The 23,463-nt window shown below is 47.9% G+C and carries 23 protein-coding genes; 11 read left to right on the forward strand and 12 right to left on the reverse strand.

Features of this window, described 5'->3' with window-relative positions; genetic code table 11:
* The first annotated feature begins 87 nt into the window (after positions 1 to 87).
* A complete protein-coding gene (locus HQN60_RS11935) occupies positions 88 to 444 on the forward strand; it encodes a hypothetical protein (protein ID WP_173533855.1) in 357 nt (118 codons plus the stop codon).
* 88 nt (positions 445 to 532) lie between these two features.
* Entirely contained in the window at positions 533 to 1,387 is an 855-nt protein-coding gene (purU, locus tag HQN60_RS11940) for a formyltetrahydrofolate deformylase (protein WP_173533856.1), read from the forward strand.
* Positions 1,388 to 1,635: 248 nt separating this feature from the next.
* Here the strand turns inward: purU and HQN60_RS11945 are convergent, their stop codons facing one another.
* From HQN60_RS11945 to HQN60_RS11970, 6 genes are all read right to left on the reverse strand, one after another.
* Positions 1,636 to 2,970, reverse strand: a complete 1,335-nt coding sequence (locus HQN60_RS11945) for a sensor histidine kinase (protein ID WP_254456622.1) — start codon at positions 2,968 to 2,970, stop codon at positions 1,636 to 1,638.
* 22 nt (positions 2,971 to 2,992) lie between these two features.
* Positions 2,993 to 3,691, reverse strand: coding sequence for a response regulator transcription factor (locus HQN60_RS11950; protein ID WP_173533858.1), 699 nt, complete (start codon positions 3,689 to 3,691; stop codon positions 2,993 to 2,995).
* Positions 3,692 to 3,760: 69 nt separating this feature from the next.
* Positions 3,761 to 4,867 (reverse strand): ferrochelatase, encoded by a 1,107-nt coding sequence (gene hemH / locus HQN60_RS11955; protein ID WP_173533859.1) that lies wholly within the window; start codon positions 4,865 to 4,867, stop codon positions 3,761 to 3,763.
* Between the two features lie 58 nt (positions 4,868 to 4,925).
* Positions 4,926 to 6,857: a transglutaminase TgpA family protein gene (locus HQN60_RS11960; RefSeq protein WP_173533860.1), complete on the reverse strand. Its 1,932-nt coding sequence runs from the start codon at positions 6,855 to 6,857 to the stop codon at positions 4,926 to 4,928.
* Positions 6,858 to 6,859: 2 nt separating this feature from the next.
* Positions 6,860 to 7,825: a DUF58 domain-containing protein gene (locus HQN60_RS11965; RefSeq protein WP_173533861.1), complete on the reverse strand. Its 966-nt coding sequence runs from the start codon at positions 7,823 to 7,825 to the stop codon at positions 6,860 to 6,862.
* Complete coding sequence (locus HQN60_RS11970; RefSeq protein WP_173533862.1) at positions 7,822 to 8,757, reverse strand: AAA family ATPase; 936 nt, start codon at positions 8,755 to 8,757, stop codon at positions 7,822 to 7,824. The genes HQN60_RS11965 and HQN60_RS11970 overlap by 4 nt, the downstream gene beginning before the upstream one ends.
* Positions 8,758 to 8,825: 68 nt before the next feature.
* On the opposite strand from HQN60_RS11970, the gene HQN60_RS11975 reads away from it, so the two are divergent.
* The 6 genes from HQN60_RS11975 to astE all read left to right on the forward strand — a co-directional run bounded on the left by HQN60_RS11975 (position 8,826) and on the right by astE (position 15,282).
* Positions 8,826 to 9,764 (forward strand): histone deacetylase family protein, encoded by a 939-nt coding sequence (locus HQN60_RS11975; RefSeq protein ID WP_254456623.1) that lies wholly within the window; start codon positions 8,826 to 8,828, stop codon positions 9,762 to 9,764.
* Positions 9,757 to 10,266: a C40 family peptidase gene (locus tag HQN60_RS11980; protein WP_173533863.1), complete on the forward strand. Its 510-nt coding sequence runs from the start codon at positions 9,757 to 9,759 to the stop codon at positions 10,264 to 10,266. Before HQN60_RS11975 ends, HQN60_RS11980 begins: the two co-directional genes overlap by 8 nt.
* Before the next feature lie 96 nt (positions 10,267 to 10,362).
* Positions 10,363 to 11,385 carry an arginine N-succinyltransferase gene (gene astA, locus HQN60_RS11985; protein ID WP_173533864.1) on the forward strand — a complete coding sequence of 341 codons (1,023 nt, stop codon included), beginning with the start codon at positions 10,363 to 10,365 and terminating at the stop codon, positions 11,383 to 11,385.
* Positions 11,386 to 11,395: 10 nt separating this feature from the next.
* Positions 11,396 to 12,853 carry a succinylglutamate-semialdehyde dehydrogenase gene (astD, locus tag HQN60_RS11990; RefSeq protein WP_173533865.1) on the forward strand — a complete coding sequence of 486 codons (1,458 nt, stop codon included), beginning with the start codon at positions 11,396 to 11,398 and terminating at the stop codon, positions 12,851 to 12,853.
* Positions 12,850 to 14,205: an N-succinylarginine dihydrolase gene (astB, locus tag HQN60_RS11995; protein ID WP_173533866.1), complete on the forward strand. Its 1,356-nt coding sequence runs from the start codon at positions 12,850 to 12,852 to the stop codon at positions 14,203 to 14,205. The genes astD and astB overlap by 4 nt, the downstream gene beginning before the upstream one ends.
* Before the next feature lie 72 nt (positions 14,206 to 14,277).
* Positions 14,278 to 15,282, forward strand: a complete 1,005-nt coding sequence (astE, locus tag HQN60_RS12000; protein ID WP_173533867.1) for a succinylglutamate desuccinylase — start codon at positions 14,278 to 14,280, stop codon at positions 15,280 to 15,282.
* 62 nt (positions 15,283 to 15,344) lie between these two features.
* Here astE and HQN60_RS12005 read toward each other — a convergent pair whose 3' ends face one another.
* Positions 15,345 to 16,271, reverse strand: a complete 927-nt coding sequence (locus HQN60_RS12005) for a C40 family peptidase (protein WP_173533868.1) — start codon at positions 16,269 to 16,271, stop codon at positions 15,345 to 15,347.
* A gap of 93 nt (positions 16,272 to 16,364) precedes the next feature.
* Between HQN60_RS12005 and HQN60_RS12010 the strand changes: the two genes are divergently transcribed.
* Entirely contained in the window at positions 16,365 to 18,050 is a 1,686-nt protein-coding gene (locus HQN60_RS12010) for an ABC1 kinase family protein (RefSeq protein ID WP_173533869.1), read from the forward strand.
* On the opposite strand, the gene HQN60_RS12015 is transcribed toward HQN60_RS12010, so the two are convergent.
* From HQN60_RS12015 to HQN60_RS12030, 4 genes are all read right to left on the reverse strand, one after another.
* Complete coding sequence (locus tag HQN60_RS12015) at positions 18,047 to 18,544, reverse strand: DNA-deoxyinosine glycosylase (protein ID WP_173533870.1); 498 nt, start codon at positions 18,542 to 18,544, stop codon at positions 18,047 to 18,049. The two genes, HQN60_RS12010 and HQN60_RS12015, sit on opposite strands and share 4 nt — an antisense overlap.
* A gap of 4 nt (positions 18,545 to 18,548) precedes the next feature.
* Positions 18,549 to 20,342, reverse strand: coding sequence for a methyl-accepting chemotaxis protein (locus HQN60_RS12020; protein WP_173533871.1), 1,794 nt, complete (start codon positions 20,340 to 20,342; stop codon positions 18,549 to 18,551).
* A gap of 227 nt (positions 20,343 to 20,569) precedes the next feature.
* The gene (locus HQN60_RS12025) at positions 20,570 to 20,983 is read right to left on the reverse strand and encodes a tellurite resistance TerB family protein (RefSeq protein WP_173533872.1); all 414 of its coding nucleotides are present in this window, start codon (positions 20,981 to 20,983) and stop codon (positions 20,570 to 20,572) included.
* Positions 20,984 to 20,985: 2 nt separating this feature from the next.
* The gene (locus tag HQN60_RS12030) at positions 20,986 to 21,420 is read right to left on the reverse strand and encodes an acyl-CoA thioesterase (protein WP_173533873.1); all 435 of its coding nucleotides are present in this window, start codon (positions 21,418 to 21,420) and stop codon (positions 20,986 to 20,988) included.
* Positions 21,421 to 21,528: 108 nt separating this feature from the next.
* On the opposite strand from HQN60_RS12030, the gene HQN60_RS12035 reads away from it, so the two are divergent.
* Together HQN60_RS12035 and HQN60_RS12040 are read left to right on the forward strand one after the other, a co-directional pair.
* On the forward strand, positions 21,529 to 21,984 hold the full coding sequence (locus tag HQN60_RS12035; protein WP_173533874.1) for a universal stress protein: 456 nt from the start codon (positions 21,529 to 21,531) through the stop codon (positions 21,982 to 21,984).
* Complete coding sequence (locus HQN60_RS12040; RefSeq protein WP_173533875.1) at positions 21,974 to 22,843, forward strand: radical SAM protein; 870 nt, start codon at positions 21,974 to 21,976, stop codon at positions 22,841 to 22,843. Before HQN60_RS12035 ends, HQN60_RS12040 begins: the two co-directional genes overlap by 11 nt.
* On the opposite strand, the gene HQN60_RS12045 is transcribed toward HQN60_RS12040, so the two are convergent.
* Positions 22,840 to 23,130, reverse strand: a complete 291-nt coding sequence (locus HQN60_RS12045) for a helix-turn-helix domain-containing protein (protein ID WP_173533876.1) — start codon at positions 23,128 to 23,130, stop codon at positions 22,840 to 22,842. The two genes, HQN60_RS12040 and HQN60_RS12045, sit on opposite strands and share 4 nt — an antisense overlap.
* Positions 23,131 to 23,463 lie beyond the last annotated feature (333 nt).

The raw sequence follows: 23,463 nt of genomic DNA on the forward strand, positions 1-23,463 counted from the left end.
ATGTCAGCTGATGAATGGAGGGTATAAGAAAAGGTGAACCGAATCGTTCCAGCTAAACTGAAACAGTGTAGCTGCTAAGGAATACCAATGGATATCGTACCGCAAGAGTTACTCTGTGCAGTAGCTAAAGTTGCCAAAGAAGCGAGTTTATCACCTGAACAGACGATGGCTTTGGCGTTTCGTGTTTTAGACCATCCAATCTTAGCGCCAAATGGGGTGTTTTATAGCCCAGCGAGGTGCGCTGGCTTTGGGCGGGCGATCTATGCCGCATTATTTGCCCATTCAATGGCCTTGGTGGTCGACTTGAAAAGCCCAACGGGGTTTCGCTGGTCGACGGCTTTGCCGTCTTATGGTTTTAGTCCGCCATTTGAGCAGTTTTTACTGGATGGCATTCTATTGGCAAAGGCGCAGCGTACAACGGTGAAAAATACGCTTCACGGCTGATTAAAGGCAATACTTGGACTGACGCGACTGTTTTCTGGGGGTGGGTGCTGTTAGAATAAGGTTACAACTTTATTCAAGATGATGCCGAATGACACATACCGCGACACTACTGATCAGTTGCCCAGATCGAAAAGGTCTGTCTGCCGCGATCGCTAACTTTTTGTATACCTATAACGCCAATATTGTTCATTCCGATCAACATCAAGACAATACTGATGGTTTGTTTTTGATGCGTATCGAATGGGATTTAGCTGACTTTACTTTAGATATGAAAGCTTTTGCAGCGGCATTTCAGCCGATTGCTGATCGCTTTCAAATGACGTGGAAAGTTTCTTTATCGAATCGTCCACAAAAAGTCGCTATTTTTGTATCGAAATATGATCATTGCTTGGTCGATTTATTGCATCGACATAAAAGTGGCGAATTTAATTGTGAAATTCCACTGATTATTTCAAATCACGAAGATTGCCGAGCTTTAGCCGATTTTTATGGTATTGAATACCATGTAATTGCTGTTGGTAAAGACAATAAAGCGGCTGCAGAGGCCGCGCAAACGGCATTGCTGCATGAAAAAGAAATTGATCTGATTGTGCTGGCGCGATATATGCAAGTGCTAAGCCATGACTTTACTGCGCAATTCCCGCAGCGCATTATCAATATTCATCATAGTTTCTTGCCGGCTTTTGATGGCGCAAAGCCTTACCATCGTGCGTTTGCTCGTGGGGTTAAGTTAATTGGTGCGACTAGTCATTATGTGACTGAAGTACTCGATGATGGTCCAATTATTGAGCAAGATGTGAATCGTATTTCGCATCGAGATGATGTTGAAGCATTGATTCAGCAAGGTCGTGATTTAGAGCGCGTGGTCTTATCACGTGCTGTGCGTTGGCATTTGCAACATCGTGTTTTGGTGTATTCAAATAAAACGGTTATTTTTGATTGATGACACCGAACTGACTTTGTATTAAACCATAAAAAAGTCCCGCTTTTAGATGCGGGATTTTTTTATGGCCGGCAAGCGGCGTAATTTAAAAACACGAGGGTATTGCGTGCAGTGCTAGGGTTTGGCTGCTTTTGGCCTGACACTGCGTTGAAAAACGCTTGCATAGAATGACTATGCCACGCGTCTTTCGCCTTGTTTTAGGCCAAAATCAGCACAAACGCGATCCGCAAACCAAACGTCAACAGACCCTAGGTATTTAGCTCTGTTTTTGGCAATACCACATGCACAATTAAACCATGTGGCTCCGCATCGAGTAATTGCACGCTACCAGCGTGGCGTTCTGCAATTTCTCGTACAATCGCCATCCCAAGTCCACAACCATTGCCAGTTTGCTCTCGGCGATAAAAACGCTCAAACACCCGATCTTTATCGCTATCAGGAATGCCGGGTCCATTATCTTCGACATCAACGATGTAGTTCTTTTCGTCTTCTGTGAGTCGAACGGTGACGCTACCATCGCGAGGAATGTATTTAATGGCGTTTTCCACCAAGTTAATAAACATTTCTCTTAGAAGCGCTGAGTTGCCGTGCAGTGGCGCGTCTTGCACAAAGCAATCGCAACCTAGATCAATCCGAGCGGCTAAAGCTCGTGGTACGAGTTCAGCAGTTAAGTCACGAATGATTTTCGCCAAATCCATGTGTACTTTAGGGATGCTAGTTTGGCTACCAGGCTCTGAGCGAGCTAAGGTCAAAAGTTGATTAACCAAATGAATGCTTCGCGTGGCACTGGTATGGACCATATTGAGTCGTTCGCGTAGACCTTCAGGCGAATTTTCACGCATGGCCAATTCAGTTTGCGATTTTAGTCCTGCCAGTGGGGTACGTAATTGATGTGCCGCATCGGCAATAAATCGGCGTTGCCGGTCAATACTGGCTTCGGTCGTTGCCAATAAATGATTGAGTGCTGCCGAAAGGGCATTGAGCTCTCGCGGGGCATCTTGTAAAGCCAGTGGCGACAAGTCTTGTGGCTTACGTAATTCCATCATCGATTGCAACTGTGCTAAAGGTCGTAATCCTAGGCCGATCCCCCACCAGACAAAGAAAATCGTGAGGATAATGAGTAAGAGTAGAGGGATTGCAGTCGAGAGGAAAATATTACGCGTATAAACATCACGTTCATGTAGATTAAACGCAATTTGTATTGTTCTATCCGATTGCTGCGCACTTTTTTGCAAAAGTACGCGGTATTTTTGACCGTCTATTGTTTGGTAATAAAAGAACGGGTCATTTTGCGGTTGATGCGTTTGGGGTAGGGCGATTTCCGCTCGACCAGCAATTAAGCGCTGATTGCTGTCATGGATGGAATAAATTTCCAAATCATCCAGTGAATCAATGGTTGCGATAATTTTGCTGCTGAGTTCTGGGCCAATCTGCGGTTGGTGTTGGATGAGTTTAGCTACGGCATTGGCCGATTTGATTAAACGTTTATCAATTGCATTGTCGGCATAGTGCAAAGTAATTGATAAAAAAAGTGCTGCCCCAGCAAGGCAAAATACCAGCTGGGGCAGTAAAAGCCACAACAATAATTGTTGTCGTAGCGAAGTTTTAGTTAGTCGCATCAGTAGGAATGACTTGCTGCTTTTCAAGTAAATAACCCAAACCACGAATCGTACGAATTACCACGCCAGCTGGATCTAATTTTTTACGTAAGCGATGCACGTAAACTTCAATCGCATTGAGGCCAACTTCAGCGTTTTCATTGCCTAATTCGCTAACGATTTGCTCTTTAGTCACTACGCGGTCGATGTTTGACATCAAGATTTCGAGTACGGTTAATTCACGAGCTGACAAATCAAGCGGCGTATCATTGCACCATGCACGTTGACCAGCGCGATCAAGGCGTAAATTACCCAATTGCTGTACTGACTGCGGCAAGATTTGGCTGCGGCGTAACAGGGCGCGTAAACGTGCTTCTAATTCAGAAAACTCAAATGGTTTTGCCAAGTAATCATCGGCACCCGCATCCAAGCCTGCAACGCGTTCATCTAAGCCATCTAGTGCGGTTAGAATCAAAATTGGCAAAGAAGGCTTATGCTGACGAACATTACGCAGTACAGTCAGACCGTCCATATTTGGCAGACCGATATCTAAGACAACGGCATCGTAGTCGTTGTGAAGTAAAATTTGTAATGCTAATGCGCCATCATTCACGCAGTCGCATTGAAAGTCTGCTTGCGAAAGACTTGATTTTAGCGCGTCGGCTAAGATCAGGTCGTCTTCAGCTAAGAATAGTTTAGTGGCCATTGGGTATATCCCCTTTTGTAAGATTAAGCTTACCGCAGAGTGTAGCGTTAATTTCTAAAATCCCCAAGTTCAATTTGTTGTGTTTATGGTCTTACATCTATTAAGTGATTGATTTAATTCATCTATATTTCTTTTTTCAGCTTTGCCGTTTGTCAGCCAGCCTGTCAGCTCGGTACGAACCAATTCTTCGAGCGTAGAAATCCATTCAGCATGATCATTCAGGCAAGGGATGAATTGATAGTTTTTTCCCCCCGCTTGTAGGTAGTCATGCCGGCCTTCGATGGCAATTTCTTCCAGTGTTTCTAAGCAGTCGGCGACAAATCCGGGGCAGATTACATCTAGCTGTGATAACTGTTTCTGGCCAAGCTGTTGTATTACTTGGCTAGTGTACGGTTTAAGCCATTCGGCTTTGCCAAAGCGAGATTGAAAAGACACCGTATATTGTGTGGGATTTAAATCGAGTGCCTCAGCCAGTAGTCGGCCGGTTTTGAGTGCATGGCAGTGATATGGGTCGCCTTTTTCCAGCGTGTAGCGCGGCACGCCATGAAAACTCATCAATAAGTGCTCACCCTTGCCGTTGGCTTGCCAATGCTGACGAACTTGCGCGGCTAAGGCGGCGATATAGCGAGGATGGTCATAGTAAGGCGCCACAGTACGGATGGCAGGTTGAAAACGTGTTTTTTGTAATACCCGGTAAACCTCATCATTCACACTGGCGGTGGTGCTAGCGGCATATTGTGGATACATCGGAACGATAATGATTTTTTGGCAATTGAGTGTTTTTAATTGGCTGATTTGGCTTTCGATTGAGGGTGAGCCGTAGCGCATTGCATAGTCAACCACCAGTTGCCCTGGAAATGCTTCGCCCAGTTGTCCCTTAAGGAGCTTGGCTTGTTTGATGGTCCAGACTTTGAGTGGTGAGCCTTCTTTGGTCCAAATGCTGGCGTATTTTTCAGCACTTTTTTTCGGGCGCACGGTCAAAATAATGCCGTTGAGAATGAGCCACCAAATGGCTTTGGGGATTTCAACGACACGGGGATCAGATAGAAACTGTCTTAAGTAAGGGCGTACCGCTTGGGCGGTGGGGGCCTCTGGTGTGCCTAGGTTGATTAACAGTACGCCAATTTTGGCCGGGTTTTGATGTGCGAATTGCGGTTCAGTTAAATAGCGCGCCATAGTTTTAAATGAGAATGAATGAGTGAGGGTTTGGCCATCATAAATCGATCTGTTTGAATTAAGCAAAACGTTTAATGGCCATTTTTAATTGTGCTAATGCCGTTGGGTCTTGCGCATAACGCGCGGCCAGATAGAGATTGGTGATCTCAATCATGTTGGCCGCCAATTCAGGCCGCGCAGTTTGGCAGCGTGTGGCAAATTGGCTGGCCGTTTCATGCGGTGCTTTGTAAAGTTGATAGCGCTGTAATTTTTTGCAATAGCGAATAAATAATTGATTGGCTATATCGGTCGGTGGTGCCTGATTGCGATGTAAAAAATAAAATACAAAGCCACCAAGGATGATGAGTAATCCGCCTCCGAAATAAAGCATGAATGGCCAAGATAGAAAGTCTTTAATGCCTAGGCGCTGTAGTAAATTCAATTGCCGCTGACTGTCATACGCAATGACCCATTGATTCCAATGATTCACCCACGCATCGAGGTGCAGACGCATGGCTTTGATGAATGTTGCGTTGCGATTCAATAAGCTTGGTAGTGCATCATTTTGTAAGCGAGACGCAAAGCTGTTTTCGAAACCATTTTCGATGCGTGTGGGTGAAACCACAAAAGTAGGATCTACGCGCTGCCAGCCTTGCTCTGGTAGCCAAACTTCAACCCAAGCGTGGGCATCGGCTTGTCGAATCATGTAGTAATTGCCATTGGGGTTGAACTGGCCGCCTTGATAGCCAGTTACGATACGTGCCGGCACGTTGGCGGCGCGCATGAGTACGGCAAAAGCACTGGCGTAATGCTCGCAATAGCCTTGTTTTGATTCAAATAAAAATTCATCAATCCGATCTTTTTTCTCTAGCAATGGTGGGGTTAGCGTGTAACTGAAATGCTGGTTTTTTAGCCATTGCAAACCGGATTGAACGCGTTGTGCTGGGGCTTGTTGCCGCCAGCTTTGCGCGAGGGATATCGTTTTGGGGTTCAGAGAAGGCGGTAGTTGCAGGGCGGCTGCAATGCCAGTATCACCCAAGGTTTGCCAGTGTAAGGTGCTACTGGCGGAGTAGCGCAGTCTTTGATTGATCGGACTCTGTTGGATTAATTGCAATTGTGAGTTCAGCATCGCCGATTGCGGGAATTCGGTTGGCAAATCCAGTGCCAATAACCAGTTTTGTTGATGTGGCTCTAAGGTAATGCTGTAGTTGGCTTGCGGGCCGCGTGCGATGATTTGTGGTGGCTTGCTCGAGTTTGCCGTGGTGGGTAGCCAGTATTGGCCATCGAATTGATTGAACACGGGGCCACGCCAGTACAGCTGACTTTGCGCTGGCGCGGTGCCGTTAAATTCAGCCCGAAAGGCGATGCGATCATCTTGGATTAATTGATTTAAGCTGCCTGGAGACATCCTTTCCCCAGATAGACCGGTGCGAGCGGCTTTGTCGTTGGGCAAGCTCCAGAGTGGTGCTGGTAGTCGAGGGAATAAAATAAACAATAAGGCGGCAAGGGGTATTGCCTGTAAGCAGATTTTAATCGCAGCCTTGATGGATATACCTAGACTTAGTGCATTGTTTTCCAATCGCAGCGCAATGCAAACGGTTGCGACTAAGGCCAAGCCAGCCAATGCCGCTTGCCAAGGCGCTTGCCCATGTAAAAAGCTGATTCCTGTCGCAAAAAATGCCAGCAATAACATGGCATGTGCATCGCGGACTGTGCGTGTTTCATACAGTTTGCTAATACATAGCGCAATCAACACGGCAATCCCACCTTCGCGCCCCATGAGGGTTTGATGGGCTTGGTAAACGAGAAGCAAGCTCAAAATAGATAGCAATAAGCTCAGGTGGCGCGGTATCTGCGCTCGCCGTTGGGGGCTTAATCCACAATAAGTCAGCAATACCAAGCCGAGCAAACCGGATAGCCATGGGGTTTGCATAATTAGGTGCGGCAGGCAAACGAAGAGCATCAGCACACCGAGTTGCTGTTGTTCTTGAGGATTCAGTGCTCGACTCATGCTCATTGTGTGGGGGTAAATTGCGCGAGTGCCATTAAGCAGCGCTGCTGATGGATTGCGCCAGATGCTGGGGCAAAGTGTGCATTGGGTAGCTCGAGCCCATAATCTTGCCCACGTTCGTGGGCGGCTAAAATCCAAGCACAAAGTCGACTTAAAGCCAGCTCAAGCTCTAACTCTTGCACATCACGCCAGTGAAAACAGCGGCTTTCTCCGGCGGGGGATTGAAAGTGCTTCACCAGCAGTTGCTCGCCATGTGCGCTTTGCTTCCAAGCAATGGCATGTTTGGCGTCGCCGCGTTGAAATAAACGCAATCCATTAAATTCATCTTGGCCAGTGGTATTAGATCGCGTCGCTCCAAGAGATGGGTCGCCTCCAGTTGGCGGTGGCGGTGGGTTTTGTTCTGGCGCGGGATAAACCCATAGTGATTGCGGGCTGTTCAGGTAACTCCAGCAACGAAATAAGGCCATCGGTTGCGTTGACTCTAGGCGTAAACGCGGCAAAGTAACGATGCCACGTTGCGGGCATGGCAGTCGTAAAGTGACGTCTTGTGTCGCCCACGGCGGCAGATTGCTCAGTGCCGCAATGGCGCTGTCGCGGCAAGAAACATGCAATTGGCTGCGCGTAATGTCTTTTTTGTTTTCAAAACGAATTAAAACGGCAGCATGTTCCCCAGCAAAAACGGCGGATATTGGGAGTACTTCCAATCGAAGGGCAAGTAGATTGGCGTACGATTTGAGCATCATGGTTTGGCCAACGCCAATGAGCAAAAAGGCAAAGAGTAAACCCAGATTGAGTTGATAATTTAATGCCCCAACAAGCAGTGTTAGCACCATAAAGCTAAATGCACAGCCGTAGCGAGTCGGCAAAATATAGAGCTGCTGATGGCGGATTTCTTGTTGGCCACTGTGTGCGGGGTGGCGGCGATTGATCCATTGCTGCCATGGCCAATTAAAAGTTGGTTTACTCAAGGAATTGCGACCTGCGTCAAAATTTGTTGAACCGCAGTAAAGTCATTGCGATGGCTTTGTTTGGAGATTAAACGATGGCCAGCAACGGGGACAAAAACTTGCTGTACATCATCGGGTAGCACCATGCTTCGTCCATTGAGCCATGCCCAAGCTTTGCTGGCGTGAACCAAGGCTAAAGCGGCTCGCGGTGATAGGCCATATACAAATTGCGTGTCGCGGCGCGTGTAGGCAATCAGGGCTTGAATATAATCGAGCAGTGCGGGTGAGGCCGTGATTTGTTGTATCGCGGTTTGCGCGGCGATGAGCTGCTCTGCGTTAAGTAATGCCGCTGTTTGCTGGAGTAAAACTTGTCGGTCAATTCCTTCGAGAAGGGATCGTTCGGCGGCGGGGCTAGGGTAGCCCAGTTCAATACGCAATAAAAATCGATCGAGTTGCGATTCGGGTAAAGGGAAAGTACCGATTTGTTGTTGTGGGTTTTGTGTTGCAATCACAAAGAACGGCGTGGGGAGTAAATGCGTTTCACCATCCAAAGTGACTTGGCGCTCGGCCATCGCTTCAAGTAAGGCTGATTGTGTTTTGGCGGTAGCGCGGTTGATTTCATCGGCCAACAAAATTTGCGTGAAAATCGGGCCGGGATGAAACTGAAACCGTGCTTCGTGACGCTCATACACCGAAACCCCGAGTAAATCGGCAGGCAGTAAGTCGCTGGTAAATTGAATTCGTGCAAATGCCAAACCTAAAACTCGAGCTAAAGCATGGGCTAAGGTGGTTTTGCCCACGCCGGGGATATCTTCAATTAATAAGTGGCCTTGGGCCAAAATACATGTCAACGCAAGCCGAATGGTGTGCGGCTTGCCCAGAATAATTTGATTTAATTGCTGCTCTGCGGCGTGGAGTTGCTGCAACAGGCGTGGCGGTGTTGATGGTGTCATTCTTTCCCTCTTGTGCTGTGCAGCGTAAACTTAACAATAAACATGTCTATTGAGCAAGGGGCAATTCTGTGGTCGGTTCCTGTGGTGCAACTGCATATATTAGTCATCCATCGTGTGTGATGCATGAAATGGGGCAAGGTCATCCTGAATGTCCTGAGCGTTTGGCGGCGATTCAAGACCGCTTGATCGCGGCGGGTATTTGGGATTATTTATTGCATGTCACGGCGCAAGCGGCAACGCGAGAACAATTGCTGCGGGTGCATCCGGCGGCGTATTTAGATCGTTTAGCTGTTGCCAGTCCAGCGCAAGGGCATGTGCATTTAGAGCCTGACACGGTGTTAAATCCCTACACCTTGAACGCAGCTTACCATGGCGCAGGCGCCGGGATTCAAGCGGTGGATTTGGTGATGCAAGGTAAGGCACAAAATGCATTTTGTGCGATTCGTCCACCGGGGCATCACGCAGAAAAAGAAAAAGCTTTTGGATTTTGTTTTTTAAGTAATGTTGCGATTGCCGCCAAGCATGCAATTGCCGCTTATGGTTTGGAGCGCGTGGCGATTGTTGATTTTGATGTGCACCACGGTAATGGCACTGAAGACTGTTTATGGGATGAGCCTCGCGCTTTGATGGTGAGTATTTTTCAGCATCCGTTTTTCCCTTATTCTGGTGATGTGCCGATGGCGGACAATATGCACAATATTGCGATGCCACGAGCGACCAAAAGTGCGGAATTTCGTGAAGTGGTCACTCAGCAATGGTTACCATTGTTGAACGAATTTAAGCCGCAATTGATTTTGATTTCAGCCGGTTTTGATGCGCATCTTGAAGATGAAATGGGGTCAATGGGCTTAGTTGAAGCCGATTATGCGTGGGTGACGCAGCAATTAATGAAAGTCGCCGCGCGCTACAGTGAGCAGCGCATCGTGTCGATGCTCGAAGGTGGTTACGATTTATCTGCGCTGGCACGCAGCGTCACTGAGCACGTGCGAGTGTTAGTGGATGATTAAGTTTACGATCACTTTGCTGTGTGGGCTTTTTATACTGACTGGGTGTACTTCCACCAAACCAGCAAAAAATAAGCCCGCCAAGCCAATACCCTCGCTGTCTAATATTAAAGCCGATGGTGCTGGTCGCGAAGTGGTGATGTATGCCTTGGGCTTATTGGAAACGCAATATCAGTTTGGTGGTACTAATCCAGAAGCGGGTTTAGATTGCAGTGGATTGGTCTTGCTGGTGTATAAAAATGCCCTCGGTGTTACGCTGCCACGTACGGCAGCGGCGATGGCGGCGGCATCACGACCGGTGAGCCAGTCAGAAATGCAGGCGGGTGATTTGGTATTTTTTAAAACCACCGATCGCTCGTTTTCTCACGTTGGTATCTATCTTGGCGATGAGAAATTTATTCATGCACCATCGAGTAATGGTCGAGTTCGGATCGAATCATTGAAAAATGTTTACTTTGCACCGCGCTTTGAAGGAGCGCGTACCTTGATGTTGGCCAAGCAATAAAGAGCACGCTGCATCCCGCTTCAATGGGGATAGTACCGATACGCGGTTTTTCAACACTTTGCTACATTGGTTATATTCCATTTTTAGTTGAAGACCATGTTAATACGCCCGATCGTCCCCGCAGATCTAGAGGCGCTCCTTGCTTTGGCAGCGACCGCGGGTGTAGGCGTTACAACGTTACAGCCCAATCCTGAGCGCTTAAGTGCGCGCATTCAAACCAGTAATCGAAGTCTTCATGGTCAACTTGACTTGGCTGATGCCAGCTATTTATTCGTGCTTGAAGACGATGATTGCCAACAAATCGTCGGTATTTGCGGCGTAGAAGCTGCTTTGGGTATGCACGACACTTGGTACAACTACCGAGTGGGTCTGTCGGTGCATGCTTCGCGCGAAATGCAGATTTATAAACAACTGCCCACACTATTTTTAACTTCCGACTTAACCGGTTCAAGCGAGTTGTGTTCTTTATTTTTAAAGCCAACGTATCGCCGCGATGGTAATGGTGCTTTGCTGTCGAAAAGTCGGTTTTTGTTTATGGCCGAGTTTCCTGATCGATTTTCTGAGCGCGTGATCGCTGAAATGCGCGGGGTTTCTGATGAAACTGGGCGTTCGCCATTTTGGGAGAGCTTAGGTCGGCATTTCTTTACGATGGATTTTGCTAAAGCAGATTTTCTGTCTTACGTCGGTAGCAAATCGTTTATTGCAGAATTGATGCCTAAGCATCCGATCTATACCTGTTTCTTATCCGATGAGGCCAGAGCTGCTTTGGGGCATGTGCATCCGGCCACTGAACCGGCACGCGCTTTGCTGGAGTCGGAAGGCTTTCGTTACCAAGGCTATGTCGATATTTTTGATGCCGGTCCGAGCTTGGAATGCAGCTTGGCAGATATTCGTGCCATCAAAGACAGCGCGGTGTTTCCCGTTTTGGCCGTCGCTACCGAGCCCGTGGATGGCTCCGTCTGGTTAGTGAGCAATCGAAGCTTGAGCGATTTTAGAGTCACCTTAGCGGTGTCCTTGCCACAAGATGGCATCTTGCCGCTGACTAGCGAAGTATTAAAACGCTTAAATTTAACGCATGACGCGACTGTTCGTGCTGTGCCTTTGTCCGCAAAGGTTTAAAGGAAAAAGTATGCAATTAATTCATGGGCATTGGCTGTCTGGCCGTGGTGAGGTTTTTTCTTCGCGCAATCCAGTGACACAAGACATTGTTTGGCAAGGTGCAGCTGCCAATGAAGATGACGTGAAGGAGGCGGTTTGTGCCGCTCGTGCCGCGTTTATTGCTTGGCGAGATCTGCAATTTGCCGAGCGTGCGGCGTTGATTCGTAACTTTGCCGAGCTATTAAAAGCCAATCAGGCCAGTTTGGCTGATGTGATTGGTATTGAAACGGGCAAACCGCGTTGGGAAGCGTTGACTGAAGTGGCAACCATGGTCAATAAAATCGAGATTTCGATCAAAAGTTACGATGAGCGAACCGGTTATAAAGAGGCGCAGCAAGGCGATGCGCAAGCGGTGTTACGCCATCGGCCGCATGGTGTAGTTGCGGTATTTGGCCCGTATAATTTTCCCGGTCATTTACCCAATGGCCACATTGTACCCGCGCTGCTGGCTGGCAATTGCGTGGTATTTAAACCGTCTGAATTGGCGCCGATGACGGCGCAAAAAACCGCTGAACTATGGATTGCAGCTGGCTTACCCGCAGGGGTGTTGAATGTAGTGCAAGGCGGGCGTGAAACGGGCGTTACTCTGGCGGCCAATGCTGATTTAGATGGTTTGTACTTTACCGGTAGTGCGCATACTGGCTACGCCTTGCATCGCCAATTTGCTGGTGCGCCACATAAAATTTTGGCGCTAGAAATGGGCGGCAATAATCCATTGGTGGTGGAGGAAGTGAGTGACGTTGATGCGGCAATCCACCATGTGATTCAGTCAGCGTTTATTTCTGCGGGGCAACGTTGTACTTGCGCGCGGCGTTTGCTATTGCCGGTTGGTGCGTGGGGTGATGCGTTTATTGCTCGCCTGATTACGGTGACCGCCGCTTTACAAGTCGGTACTTGGGATGCGTCAGCCCAGCCCTTTATGGGCGCGGTGATTTCACTGGCTGCGGCCGATGCCATGCTGGCGGCGCAGCAGCGTTTGCAAGCCCAAGGCGCGCACACTTTATTGGCCATGCAACGATTGATGCCCAATACCGCCTTATTGTCGCCAGGCATTTTGGATGTGACCGGTTTGGCTGATCTGCCAGATGAAGAATATTTTGGTCCATTGCTGCAAGTGCAGCGTTATACCGATTTTGATCAAGCGCTGGTGCTGGCTAATCGCACGCAGTTTGGTCTGGCGGCCGGTTTGTTGTCTGATTCTCGCTCGCAATATGAATATTTTTGGCGTGCGTCGCGCGCTGGGATTGTGAATTGGAATAAACCGCTGACCGGCGCATCCAGTGCTGCGCCATTTGGTGGTATTGGCGCGTCGGGTAATCATCGCGCCAGTGCGTATTATGCTGCCGATTATTGCGCTTATCCGGTGGCCTCGATTGAGGCTGAGCAATTGCAATTGCCGGCTCAGTTGCCAGTGGGGATGACTTTATGAGTTCAGTACGGGCATTTGAAGCCAATTTTGATGGTTTGGTGGGGCCAACGCATCATTACGGCGGTCATTCGTTTGGGAATGTGGCGTCAACGGGTAATGCCAATCAAGTGGCCAATCCACGTGAGGCGGCATTGCAGGGTTTAGCCAAAATGAAGGCCTTGGCCGATTTAGGCTATCGCCAAGGCGTATTGCCACCGCAAGAGCGGCCGGCGATGTGGATGTTACGTGATCTAGGGTATACGGGTAGCGATGCTGAAATCATTGCAGCCATGAGCAATACCCCTTCGGGGTTTTTGTCTTCGTTGAGTTCGGCGTCGTCCATGTGGACCGCCAATGCGGCGACAGTGAGTCCATCAGCCGATACGCAAGATGGCCGGGTGCATTTTACGGTGGCGAACTTACAAAATAAATTTCACCGCGCCATCGAGCACAAACAAACCGCCCGCACGCTAAAAAGCATTTTTGCGCATCCACAGCATTTTATGGTGCACGACGCTTTGCCGATGCTTGCGGCGTTCGGCGATGAAGGTGCTGCCAATCATACTCGGCTGTGTCATGACTATGCCGAGCAAGGCGTCGAGTTTTTTGTTTATGGCCGTCAGCACTGGGGAGGGCAGATTGCGCCGCAGCACTATCCGGCCAGACAAACTCGAGAGGCGAGCGAAGCGGTGATTCGTCGTCATGGTTTAGCGGCCAGCCATACGGTGTTGGCGCAGCAAAATCCAGCCGTGATTGATGCCGGGGTGTTTCATAACGATGTGATTGCGGTTGGCAATCAAAACGTGTTGTTTTGCCATCAAGATGCGTTTTTAGCGTCTGATCAAGTGTATGCCGAGTTGACGGCCAAAATGGCTGGCCAATTACACATTATCGAAGTGTCCCGTGATGTAGTGAGCGTGGCTGACGCGGTGAAGTCGTATTTGTTTAATAGCCAACTATTGGCTAAGCCCGATGGCAGGCAGCGCCTCGTTGTGCCTGAGGAGTGCCGTAATACGCCAGCGGTGTGGGCTTATCTACAAGCATTGCAAGCGAGTAATGGGCCAATTGATGAGTTGTTGGTCTATGACTTAAAGCAGAGTATGCAAAATGGTGGCGGCCCAGCGTGTTTGCGGCTGCGGGTGGCTTTAAATGAAGTTGAAGCCAACGCGGTCAATGCTGGGGTGTGGATGAATGATGCCCTGTATGCACGGCTGACGCAGTGGGTTGAGCGGCATTACCGCGATCGTTTAGTTGAAGCTGATTTGCTTGATCCGAGTTTTTTAATTGAAGTGCGTAGCGCATTGGATGAATTGACGCAGATTTTGCAATTAGGCGCGATTTATCCGTTTCAGATGCAAGGCGTGGATGTTTAAGAACGCCCGTGTCATGGGCTGATCCTGCTAAAATTAGCTCACCATTATCGATTTCCCTTGGGTTAAGTGCAAATGAGTCGTTTTTTACAAGAAACATTATCAGGAAATACCGCCATCGCCTTGCCGTACTGCTTGCCGACAGGGGCTGGCGTACAGGTGATGGATGAGGGGGTGATTCGATTCGAGCCGCAAGACATCGATAATACGGCATTGGATCTGGTGATTTCCTGCGGCATCCATGGGAATGAAACTGCACCTGTTGAATTGGTCGACCAATTGATTGAGCAAATCATGCTGGGCGCAATTAAGGTGCGCGCACGTGTGCTGTTTATTTTTGGCAATGTGGCGGCTTTGCGTTTAGGTCGTCGTTTTGTTGAAGAAGACATGAATCGACTGTTTTCTCGCACGCCAGAGGTTGAAGACGGCATTGAGAAAAGGCGCGCTGCAATGCTAGAAATGCATGTAATGCGGTTTTTTCAAGCCAATGCGCAAGCGAAAAAACCAAGGTTTCATTACGATTTACATACGGCGATTCACGGTTCTTTGATTGAAAAATTCGCAATTTACCCACTGCCTAAACCTGGAAATACGTTCTCGACAGTTGAAATTGCGCGCTTGTCATTGGCAGGGGTCGATACGGTGTTATTGCAATCGACGGTGTCGAGTACCTTTTCGTTTTTTTCCAGCCGCCATTGTAATGCTGCGGCTTTTACCATTGAATTGGGAAGTGCTCGCCCGTTTGGAGAGAACCAGCAGATCGACTTATCTAAAATGGCTGCCTATTTGCAGCAATTAATTCAAGGTGAGTTGCCGACGCCAGATTTAGTGCCGGAACAGGTGCAAGTTTTCCGTGTTTCGCGTGAAGTAATGAAGAAAACCAATGATTTTAAATTTGCCATTGATGGCAAAACGGATAACTTTACGCCCTTGGCGCAAGGTTTGGTGTTGGCGGAAGATCAGGGCGAGCAATTTATTATTGAAGAAGCTGACGCACGGATTATTTTCCCTAATCCCGATGTACCACCGGGTTTGCGCGCGGGCTTGGTGATTGTGCCAGCAAAAGATTTTGATATTTAAATTTCGCGCAATATAAAAAAGCCATTCGTTGAATGGCTTTTTTATTGGCTAAAAATAAGTGATTATTTTTTAGTTTGAGTCGTTGCTTTAGGTTTTGCAGTGCTGGTTTTTGGCGCGACTTTGCGCGGGGTTTTATTCGCCGGTTTTTTCGCCACATTTTTGTTGGCAGTTACTTTCTTACTGCTTACTTTGCGAGTCGTGGCACTTTTTTGTGTTTTTGTCGATTTACGCGCTTGTACTGTACTTGGCTTACTGGTAACAGTTGAGCATTGCGTCACCGTTTTTTTGTTCTTGCCTTTGCCGGTGATCACTTTTTTACAAACTCGTTTACTGCTAGTGCTTGCCGACTTAGTCGCTACTGCGCTGCGTTTGTTTTCATTGCTGCTGGCAGCCAGCATGGCATTGACGTTTAGACCTTCGGTATTGCCCGCATCGGCGATGCGACGTGCGCCAGTAAAGCGCGTGGTCCAATAGTTAATACCCATATTGGCCACTTCGACGCTGCGCCCTGCACGAGGTGAATGAATGAATCGATTGTCACCCAGATAAATACCAACGTGGGAGAACGTTCTGCCTAAGGTGTTGAAAAAAACCAAATCACCCGGTTTTAATTCTGATTTGTCGATGGTTTTACCTTTTTGCGCCATTTCAAAGGCGGTGCGCGGCAAAGTTAAATTCATCGAATTCTGAAAAACATAGCGAATAAATCCGCTGCAATCGAGTCCTGATTCAGGCGTGTTGCCGCCCCAAGTGTATTTCACACCAATTAAGCTCATTGCAGATAAAAGTAAATCCTGAGCCGGTGTATAGTCAGCTTGTTTCTCAGCGGATTTTTTATTGCGTTTGGCTTTGCTGGCGGTATTACTACTTGGTTTGTTAGCGCCCCAGCTACTTGGAGTCGCAACTTCGCCAACCGGCATCTCCTCGTCGGCGTAGGCAGGGAGTGCGCTCAGGCTAAATAGTGTGGTGAGAATGATGATCCATTTCATGGGCAGGAACTGTACGGATGTGGAATCGGGCTGTAAAGCATAAAATTGAAAAAATCCGAATTTTATTGGTTTCATTTAAGGAAATAGGACTGAATGCTGAAAGAAACGTTCACTGTTGTCAGAGATTTACCTCGAGTGAGAGAGATTGTAGCGATTTTGATTCGTTATGGCCTTGGCAATTTGGTGCAAAAATTAGGCTTGAACAAAGGAATAGAACGCGCTAGTGATGCTTTGCATTTGCCCGGTGAACATGAAATTGAATTGCTTGATCCTGCAGTGCGTGTTCGACAAGCATTAGAGCAATTGGGCCCTACATTTATTAAATTGGGCCAAGTTTTAGCCACTCGGGTGGATATGTTTACCCCCGATTGGATTGCTGAATTTGAAAAACTACAAAGTGAAGTGCCACCTTTGGATTTTGCTATTTTATTGCCGGAATTACAGCAATTATTAGGTGATGATCCGCATGCGATTTTTAAAGCATTAGATCCCATTCCAGTGGGCTCGGCATCCATCGCTCAGGTGCATCGGGCGCAGTTGCAAGATGGCACCGAGGTCGTGTTAAAGATTCGTCGGCCGGGAATTATTCCAAAAATTGAAGCCGATTTACGTATTTTGCGGCACGTTGCCAGCTTGGCTGAATTTGAGTTTCCAGATTTGCGGCGTTATCAGCCGGTGCGGATTGTGGATGAATTTGCCAAGTCGCTGCGTCGAGAACTGAATTTGTCGACCGAGGCGCGTAATTTAGAGCGTTTTGTACAAAACTTTGCAGCGCATGATGAGATTGAAATTCCACGTATTTGGTGGCAATGGACTGGCGAAAGTTTGAATGTACAAAGTTTTATCGGCGGGATCGCGGGCAATGACTTAGCGCAAGTCGATGCTGCAGGTATGGATAGAAAAGTATTGGCAGCCCGTGGTGCTGATGCGGTGCTTAAAATGGTGTTAATCGATGGTTATTTTCATGCCGACCCACATCCTGGCAATGTGAAGTATTTGCCGGGCAATCGCATTGCCTTTTTAGATTTTGGCATGGTTGGCCGTTTGCCACGGCCACGGCGCGATCAAATTGTCGATTTATTGGCCGCTTTATCGCAACGTGATGAGCATGGCATTTTAAATGTATTGCTCGAATGGACCGGTGACACTTTAGTTGATGAGACTAAATTGGCCAGTGATATTGCCGATTTTATGTTTAATTACGAGAATCTGCCGCTAAAAGACGTTCCGTTTGGACATATGCTCAACGATGTTGCCGTCATTATGCGCGACCATGAAATCACATTGCCGTCGGATTTAACCTTGTTATTTAAAGCGCTGATCACCTTGGAAGGTTTGGGGCGTCAGCTTGATCCTGATTTTAAAATGGTGCCTCATCTAACGCCATTTGTGAAAGAGGTTATTCTTGAACGCTTGAGTCCGAAGGCGTGGCTTAAAACCGGCAAAGACAATGTGTTTGAAGCATTCAGTGTGTTGTCCGGTTTGCCCAGTGATATTGGTAAACTGATCAAGCAAGCTCGGCGCGGTAGTTTAAAGGTGGATTTGGACTTAAAACGCTTAGATCGTTTTGGCAGTTTACTGGCTAAAAGTGCGAATCGGTTGACGATGGGCATTGTGACTGGTGCATTGATTATTGGCTCATCGATTGCCATGACGATTAAGACTGGGCCCACTTTATTGGGGATGCCTTTGCTGGGTTTTTTGGGCTTTGTTGTCGCTTTGGTTAATGCAATTTGGTTGATGTTTGCGATTTGGGCTTCTGGCAAAGACGAGCGTTAAGTTGTTAAATAAGGCCTCAGCGTGGTGAGCCAAGCTTCGGTCTTATGACTAACATTAAGGGTATGCGCAGGGCTGCTAGATGGTAAAACGACTTGCTCAATATACCCCGGAATGAGTTTGCTGCCGTATTTGGCTGCGGCTTGGCCATTAAAGGCGACTAGTTGCAGTTGAGGCTGCGCTCTACACCATGCGTCAAGCGGATTAAATTGCGGTGTTTGGATCGCGGTATCAAGGCTGCCAACACGGCTCGCTTGTTGCACCACATCCCAAAGCGCAATGCCATATTGCTGAATAAGGGGGTAGCGTTCAGCAAATGGGAGGGGTGTTAAGTCGATGGCAATCAATTGACTGATTATCGGCCAAAAGGCGTTTCTCGGGTGCGCATAGTAATGCCCTGCATTGAGCGAGGCATCGCCTGGCAAGCTGCCTAAAATTAAGATGCGGCTATGGGCATCAAACACCGCATTGAAGCTGGATTTTTGTCGCAAAGTCATGCATTTAGGCGTTGGTTAAAATCGCATTACCATCAAACCCTAAACGCAATCCTCCCCAGTGTCGACCATTGACAGTGATCGGCACGTCGATTTCCGTCATGATTTCACCGGTATCGCGAACATACGTTTGCAATAAGAAGCGTTCGGTATTGCGTGCCGCACGTAGCCCGGCGGGATCATTGAAAATTCGTTGGTGACGGCTCTCAATTAAATCGATGGCACTCTCGCCGGTTGGTGCTTTGGCGTACCAGCTATTGTGGGTTGGCGCATAGCCATTGCAATCAACGGCTAAAACAAAGCGCCCGCCAGGGGCGGTTTTGGCGAGCTCATCGTAAAGTGGTTGGATGTCAGACACAAAGTGCGCGTTGTATTCGGTCTGGAATTTTTGTGGTTGGGTATTGGGTACAGGGCGGTAGCTGTGGTCAAACACATTGATGCCACGCTGATGCAGTGCCTCAATTTGGGCGGCAATCCGATCGCGGAATTGGCATACCGATGAGATGCTGGAATCCAGCGCGCCTTGCCCTACGGTAAAACGGCCAATCATGGCTTGGACTTTTTCTGCCGCTTGCGCAACATCAAAAGAAGATTGTGCTGATCGCCCCATTTTTTCATTCACCCCGAGGGATAATTGGTGAATTTCTGAAACGTTGGCATTCACCAAATTATTGGCGCTGGTGAAGTTTTCGAGTGTTTGAGCAATGCCAGATAAGGCTTGCGCGGTCATTTCAAAATCTTGCATCAATTGTGCAAATTGCATTGATGCTTTGGCAACTGCTTCACGGGTTAGGTTGGCATCCGTGGTAATCATGGCAGTTTCGGCCAAGGTCTCAGCAACTTGGCTGAGCATATTGTCGATGTCGTTGGATATCTCGTCGGTTGCGACGCCAACTTTTTCTGCCAGTTTACGCACTTCATCGGCAACAACAGCAAAGCCACGACCTTGTTCACCTGCTCGTGCAGCTTCAATGGCGGCATTGAGCGCTAATAAATTGGTTTGTCCGGCAATTTCTTTAATTAAATCAACAATGGTTTTGATGCTGGCTGAACGTTGATTTAAACCATCGACGGTGTGGTTGAAGGTGGCAATTTTATGGGTGATTGCATTGATGCGCGTGGTCACGTCTTGGAGCTCGGCCGAGGATTGTCGTGCCATTTGCAAGTTTTGTGCCGTCGTTTGTGCAATTTCGCCAGTGCGGTGCGAGACGTGGTTAATGCCTTCGGTGGTTGCATTGCTGGCGTTGACCACATTTCTGGCTAGCGTATCTTGTTGGGCGGTAGCCGAGGCAGAATCTTTGATGTTTTTTTGTGATTTGGCCGCCTCAAGCGCCATGCCAACCGTCATGGTTTGGACATTGGCAATGATGTCACGTTGTTTACTTAAAAAGCGGTTGCAGGTGAGGGCTAATTGGCTGATTTCATCGGAGTAGGGGGCCGGAATATCCTTTGAAAGATCGCCTTCGTGGCTGGCCGCTTCATAAAAGACTTGATCGATGCGTTGTACCGGTTTGGTAATCCAAAAATGAAAATAAGTAATTTCAATGGCGCAGAGTAATACAGTAAGGGCGGTGCAGGCGATGGCAAACCATTGCAAATGCTGGATTTCTTGCAGTATCAATTGACTGGTAGCCGGAGCGAGTTGTGCGAGCGTGGCGCTGAGTTTGGATTCAAGTCGGTGACTGGCAATCAGGAGTAATATTGGAAAGATTAAAAATAAGCCAATAAAAGCAAATTTCTTAGCCAGCGTTGAAATGAATCTGCGTTCCAGTGCGGTATGTAAGTCAATAACCCAGCTCATGGCGTACCTGTCGTGGTATTTTATTTTTTTAGGGTGCGCGCCACAGTGTGGTGCGAGTTGAGTCGCTCAAGCCGAGCGATCTGTGTTTGTGCAGTAGTTGCTGGCTTGAGCTATCGTTGTTTTGCTGATCTTGGCAAACGGGCCTTGAACATGTTGACGTTATTGCCAAGATATACAGCTTAAGCAATGTGGCGTTGTGTCATGTACATCAAGTGCCATTTGCGGGTTTATTCGCCAAAAGCGATGGCTAAATCGTCGAGCGATATATGCCATTTTTTGAGCATGCGGCTAAATACCGCCAATTCAGCGTCGCAAATTTCTTGGTCTGATTTGGCGATGTCGAGCGCCAGCGCCGCCAGTTGCAAACGTTTTTGTGGCTCATCAATGGTTTCAAGTAGATCGTCAATTCGTTGCTTATCAATTAAACGAATTTGGCCGTTTTCGTCGGCTTCATCACTGATGTCGGCGCAATAAGCTTGTAATACTTGAATGAAGCCTTTGCGGGTAATGCCAAGAATCTCGTAGGCACGTAAGTGCTCTAGCTCTTCGATTTCTTCTGGGTCAAAACTACCATCACACATCATCTGCATGACTAAGATCCGTGCCATGGCTTCTGGGCTATTGCTAGGGTATTTTTTCATTTCTATTGTTGCTCCTGACTTTTTATCGCCTGCCGAAAAAGAACCGGCAAGGACATGATTTTTCGTTCGGTATAGCTAAAACAGGCCATGGTTGTTTTTGCTTTAGCAATTGGATGTGCTTGGGTGCTTACATCATAATAAAGTTCAAACCGAGTTTGACTGATTTCGTCAATCCCAAGGCTAATCTGCAACACGTCACCATAAAAGGCCTCGTGTAAAAAAATAACGGCGACATCACTTAAAATTAAACCTGCGCCACCGATGTCAACTTCACTGTGATACCCCAAATGAGCGAGCCATTGCAACCTTGCTTCGTGCAGTAAGCCCAGTAAGGCATCATGTGCTAAATGCTGGCCGTAGTTAATATCGGTAATTCGAACCGTAATATTGCACTGAAATAGATTGCACTCTGGTAAGTCGAGTTTAATTCGTGGCATAGTTGGTTTTAAGTATTGATGTAGCTTTGAGTTTAAGCGCGTCAGCACATTGCCGCAATAAGCTTTGTCCTGTAAGACTAAAGTAGTTATTTTGGAGGAGTTTGCCCTATGTATCAACGTATCTTAGTGCCAGTCGACCATAGTGATACCAGTGCTGCGGCGCTACAAGAAGCAAAGCGTCTTGCTGGTGAGCAACGGGCGGTACTTCGGCTGATTCATGTGATTGATCTGGCGCAGTTTGCTTGGAGTGCCAATGAATTTTTGGATGTACCGCAATTACAGGCCTCGCTTCGCGTTGGTGGGCAAGCATTGCTTGACTCTAGAGCTGAAGAGCTCCGTGCACTGGGTTTAACGGTTGACGTGGCCTTGCTTGAAATCTGGGGCGGACAAATTGCGCGTACGATTGTCGATGAAGGTGAGAAATGGCATGCCGAATTGCTGGTCATGGGTACGCATGGTTATGGCGGCTTGACGCATTTGCTGCTTGGCAGTGTGGCTGAAGGCGTGCTTCGCTATGCTAAAACGCCGGTTTTGTTGGTGAGAGCGCCTGAGCATGTCGCTTAAAACACAATGGATTGCACCGCTACAGGTGAATGATCATCGGCGAGATATTGCAGGTTTGACTTATGTTTACCCGGTGGTGTCGCGTCGTGCTGGCGGGGTTTCGGTGGGGATCAATTTAAACCCAAATAACGCCTGTAATTGGCGCTGCGTGTATTGCCAAGTGCCTGATTTGCAAAGAGGTACTGCGCCAGAAATTGCATTACCGCAGTTAGAGTTTGAATTGGATTTGATGCTCGGGGATGTTGTTAACGGAGATTTTATGGCTCGAGCAGTCCCAGATGGTGTGCGTCGACTCAATGACATTGCATTTTCAGGTAATGGCGAGCCAACGACTTCGGGGCAGTTTGCCGAATGTGTCGCGATTGTTGAGCGGGCCTTAGATCGTTTTTCCTTGCGCGGGCAAATCAAAGTGGTGCTGATTACCAATGGTAGTCAGCTGGATAAGGCCGGTGTACAGCTTGCGCTTAAAACCATGGCATCGTTGCGCGGAGAGGTTTGGTTTAAGGTCGATCGTGCGCCGCAAGATGATTTTGCATGGGTCAATCAAATACGATTAAATCGGCAGCAAGTAACGCGCCGCTTGGCGCAGGCAGCGGCGCTGTGCCCAACATGGATACAGACGTGCATGTTTGCGGTGGATGGCCAGTTGCCCTCGGAAGTTGAGTTGCAGGCGTATTTAACGTTTTTGGCGCAGCAAATTGAGGCGGGTGTGAAGCTAGAAGGGGTGTTGCTCTATGGGATTGCTCGCACTTCGATGCAAGCAGAAGCGTCGCAGCTGAGCGCCGCACCCACAGAGTGGATGCAACGCTTGGCCGAACGAATTACATCATTAGGTTTGTCAGTTAAGCTGGCAGCTTAGTGACTTGCTGCTTCACTTTGTTGGGCTTTTTGCAGTAATTCATCCATCAGTTCCGGACGTTCGCTGCGCAAAAGTTCTAATACTTTAATTTCTTCTTTGCGTAGTTTGGCTAGATCAATGCCTTCGATGTGAACGACGCGTAATAATTCGGCCACTGGTTTAGGCATGTTGCGCCCACTTTCGTAGCGCGAGCCGCCACTTTGCGTTACGCCAATTTGACTCCAGAAGTCTTGCTGGTTCATGCCCAATTGTTTACGGATATCGCGCGGGCTGAATTTCTTGGTCATGTTGGGTCCTTTGTATTGCATGATGATTAGATTTTCTTTCATCATATAAGTCATCAAAGTGAGAAACACGGCACTATTCCATATGACTAATGGTGTCTTATTTACTCGCGCAAAATGATTAATTTTGTTATGCAGGCTATTTCAGTCAAAAAGTGGTGGCGCATTTTGTTAGTTATGCGATGTATTGCCCTCATTGACTGGTAGTGCATGTGCTTGTGGGCAATACGGTGTGTTTTACGCGACTTGTTTGCAACGATAAATCGCAATGATTGGCGAATTTCAGTGCAGCGCGGCGGCGCGTTTGGGTTGTCGTTCGGTGCGTGATGTTGCGTG

It is taken from the genome of Deefgea piscis (assembly GCF_013284055.1).
Taxonomy (GTDB): Bacteria; Pseudomonadota; Gammaproteobacteria; order Burkholderiales; family Chitinibacteraceae; genus Deefgea; species Deefgea piscis.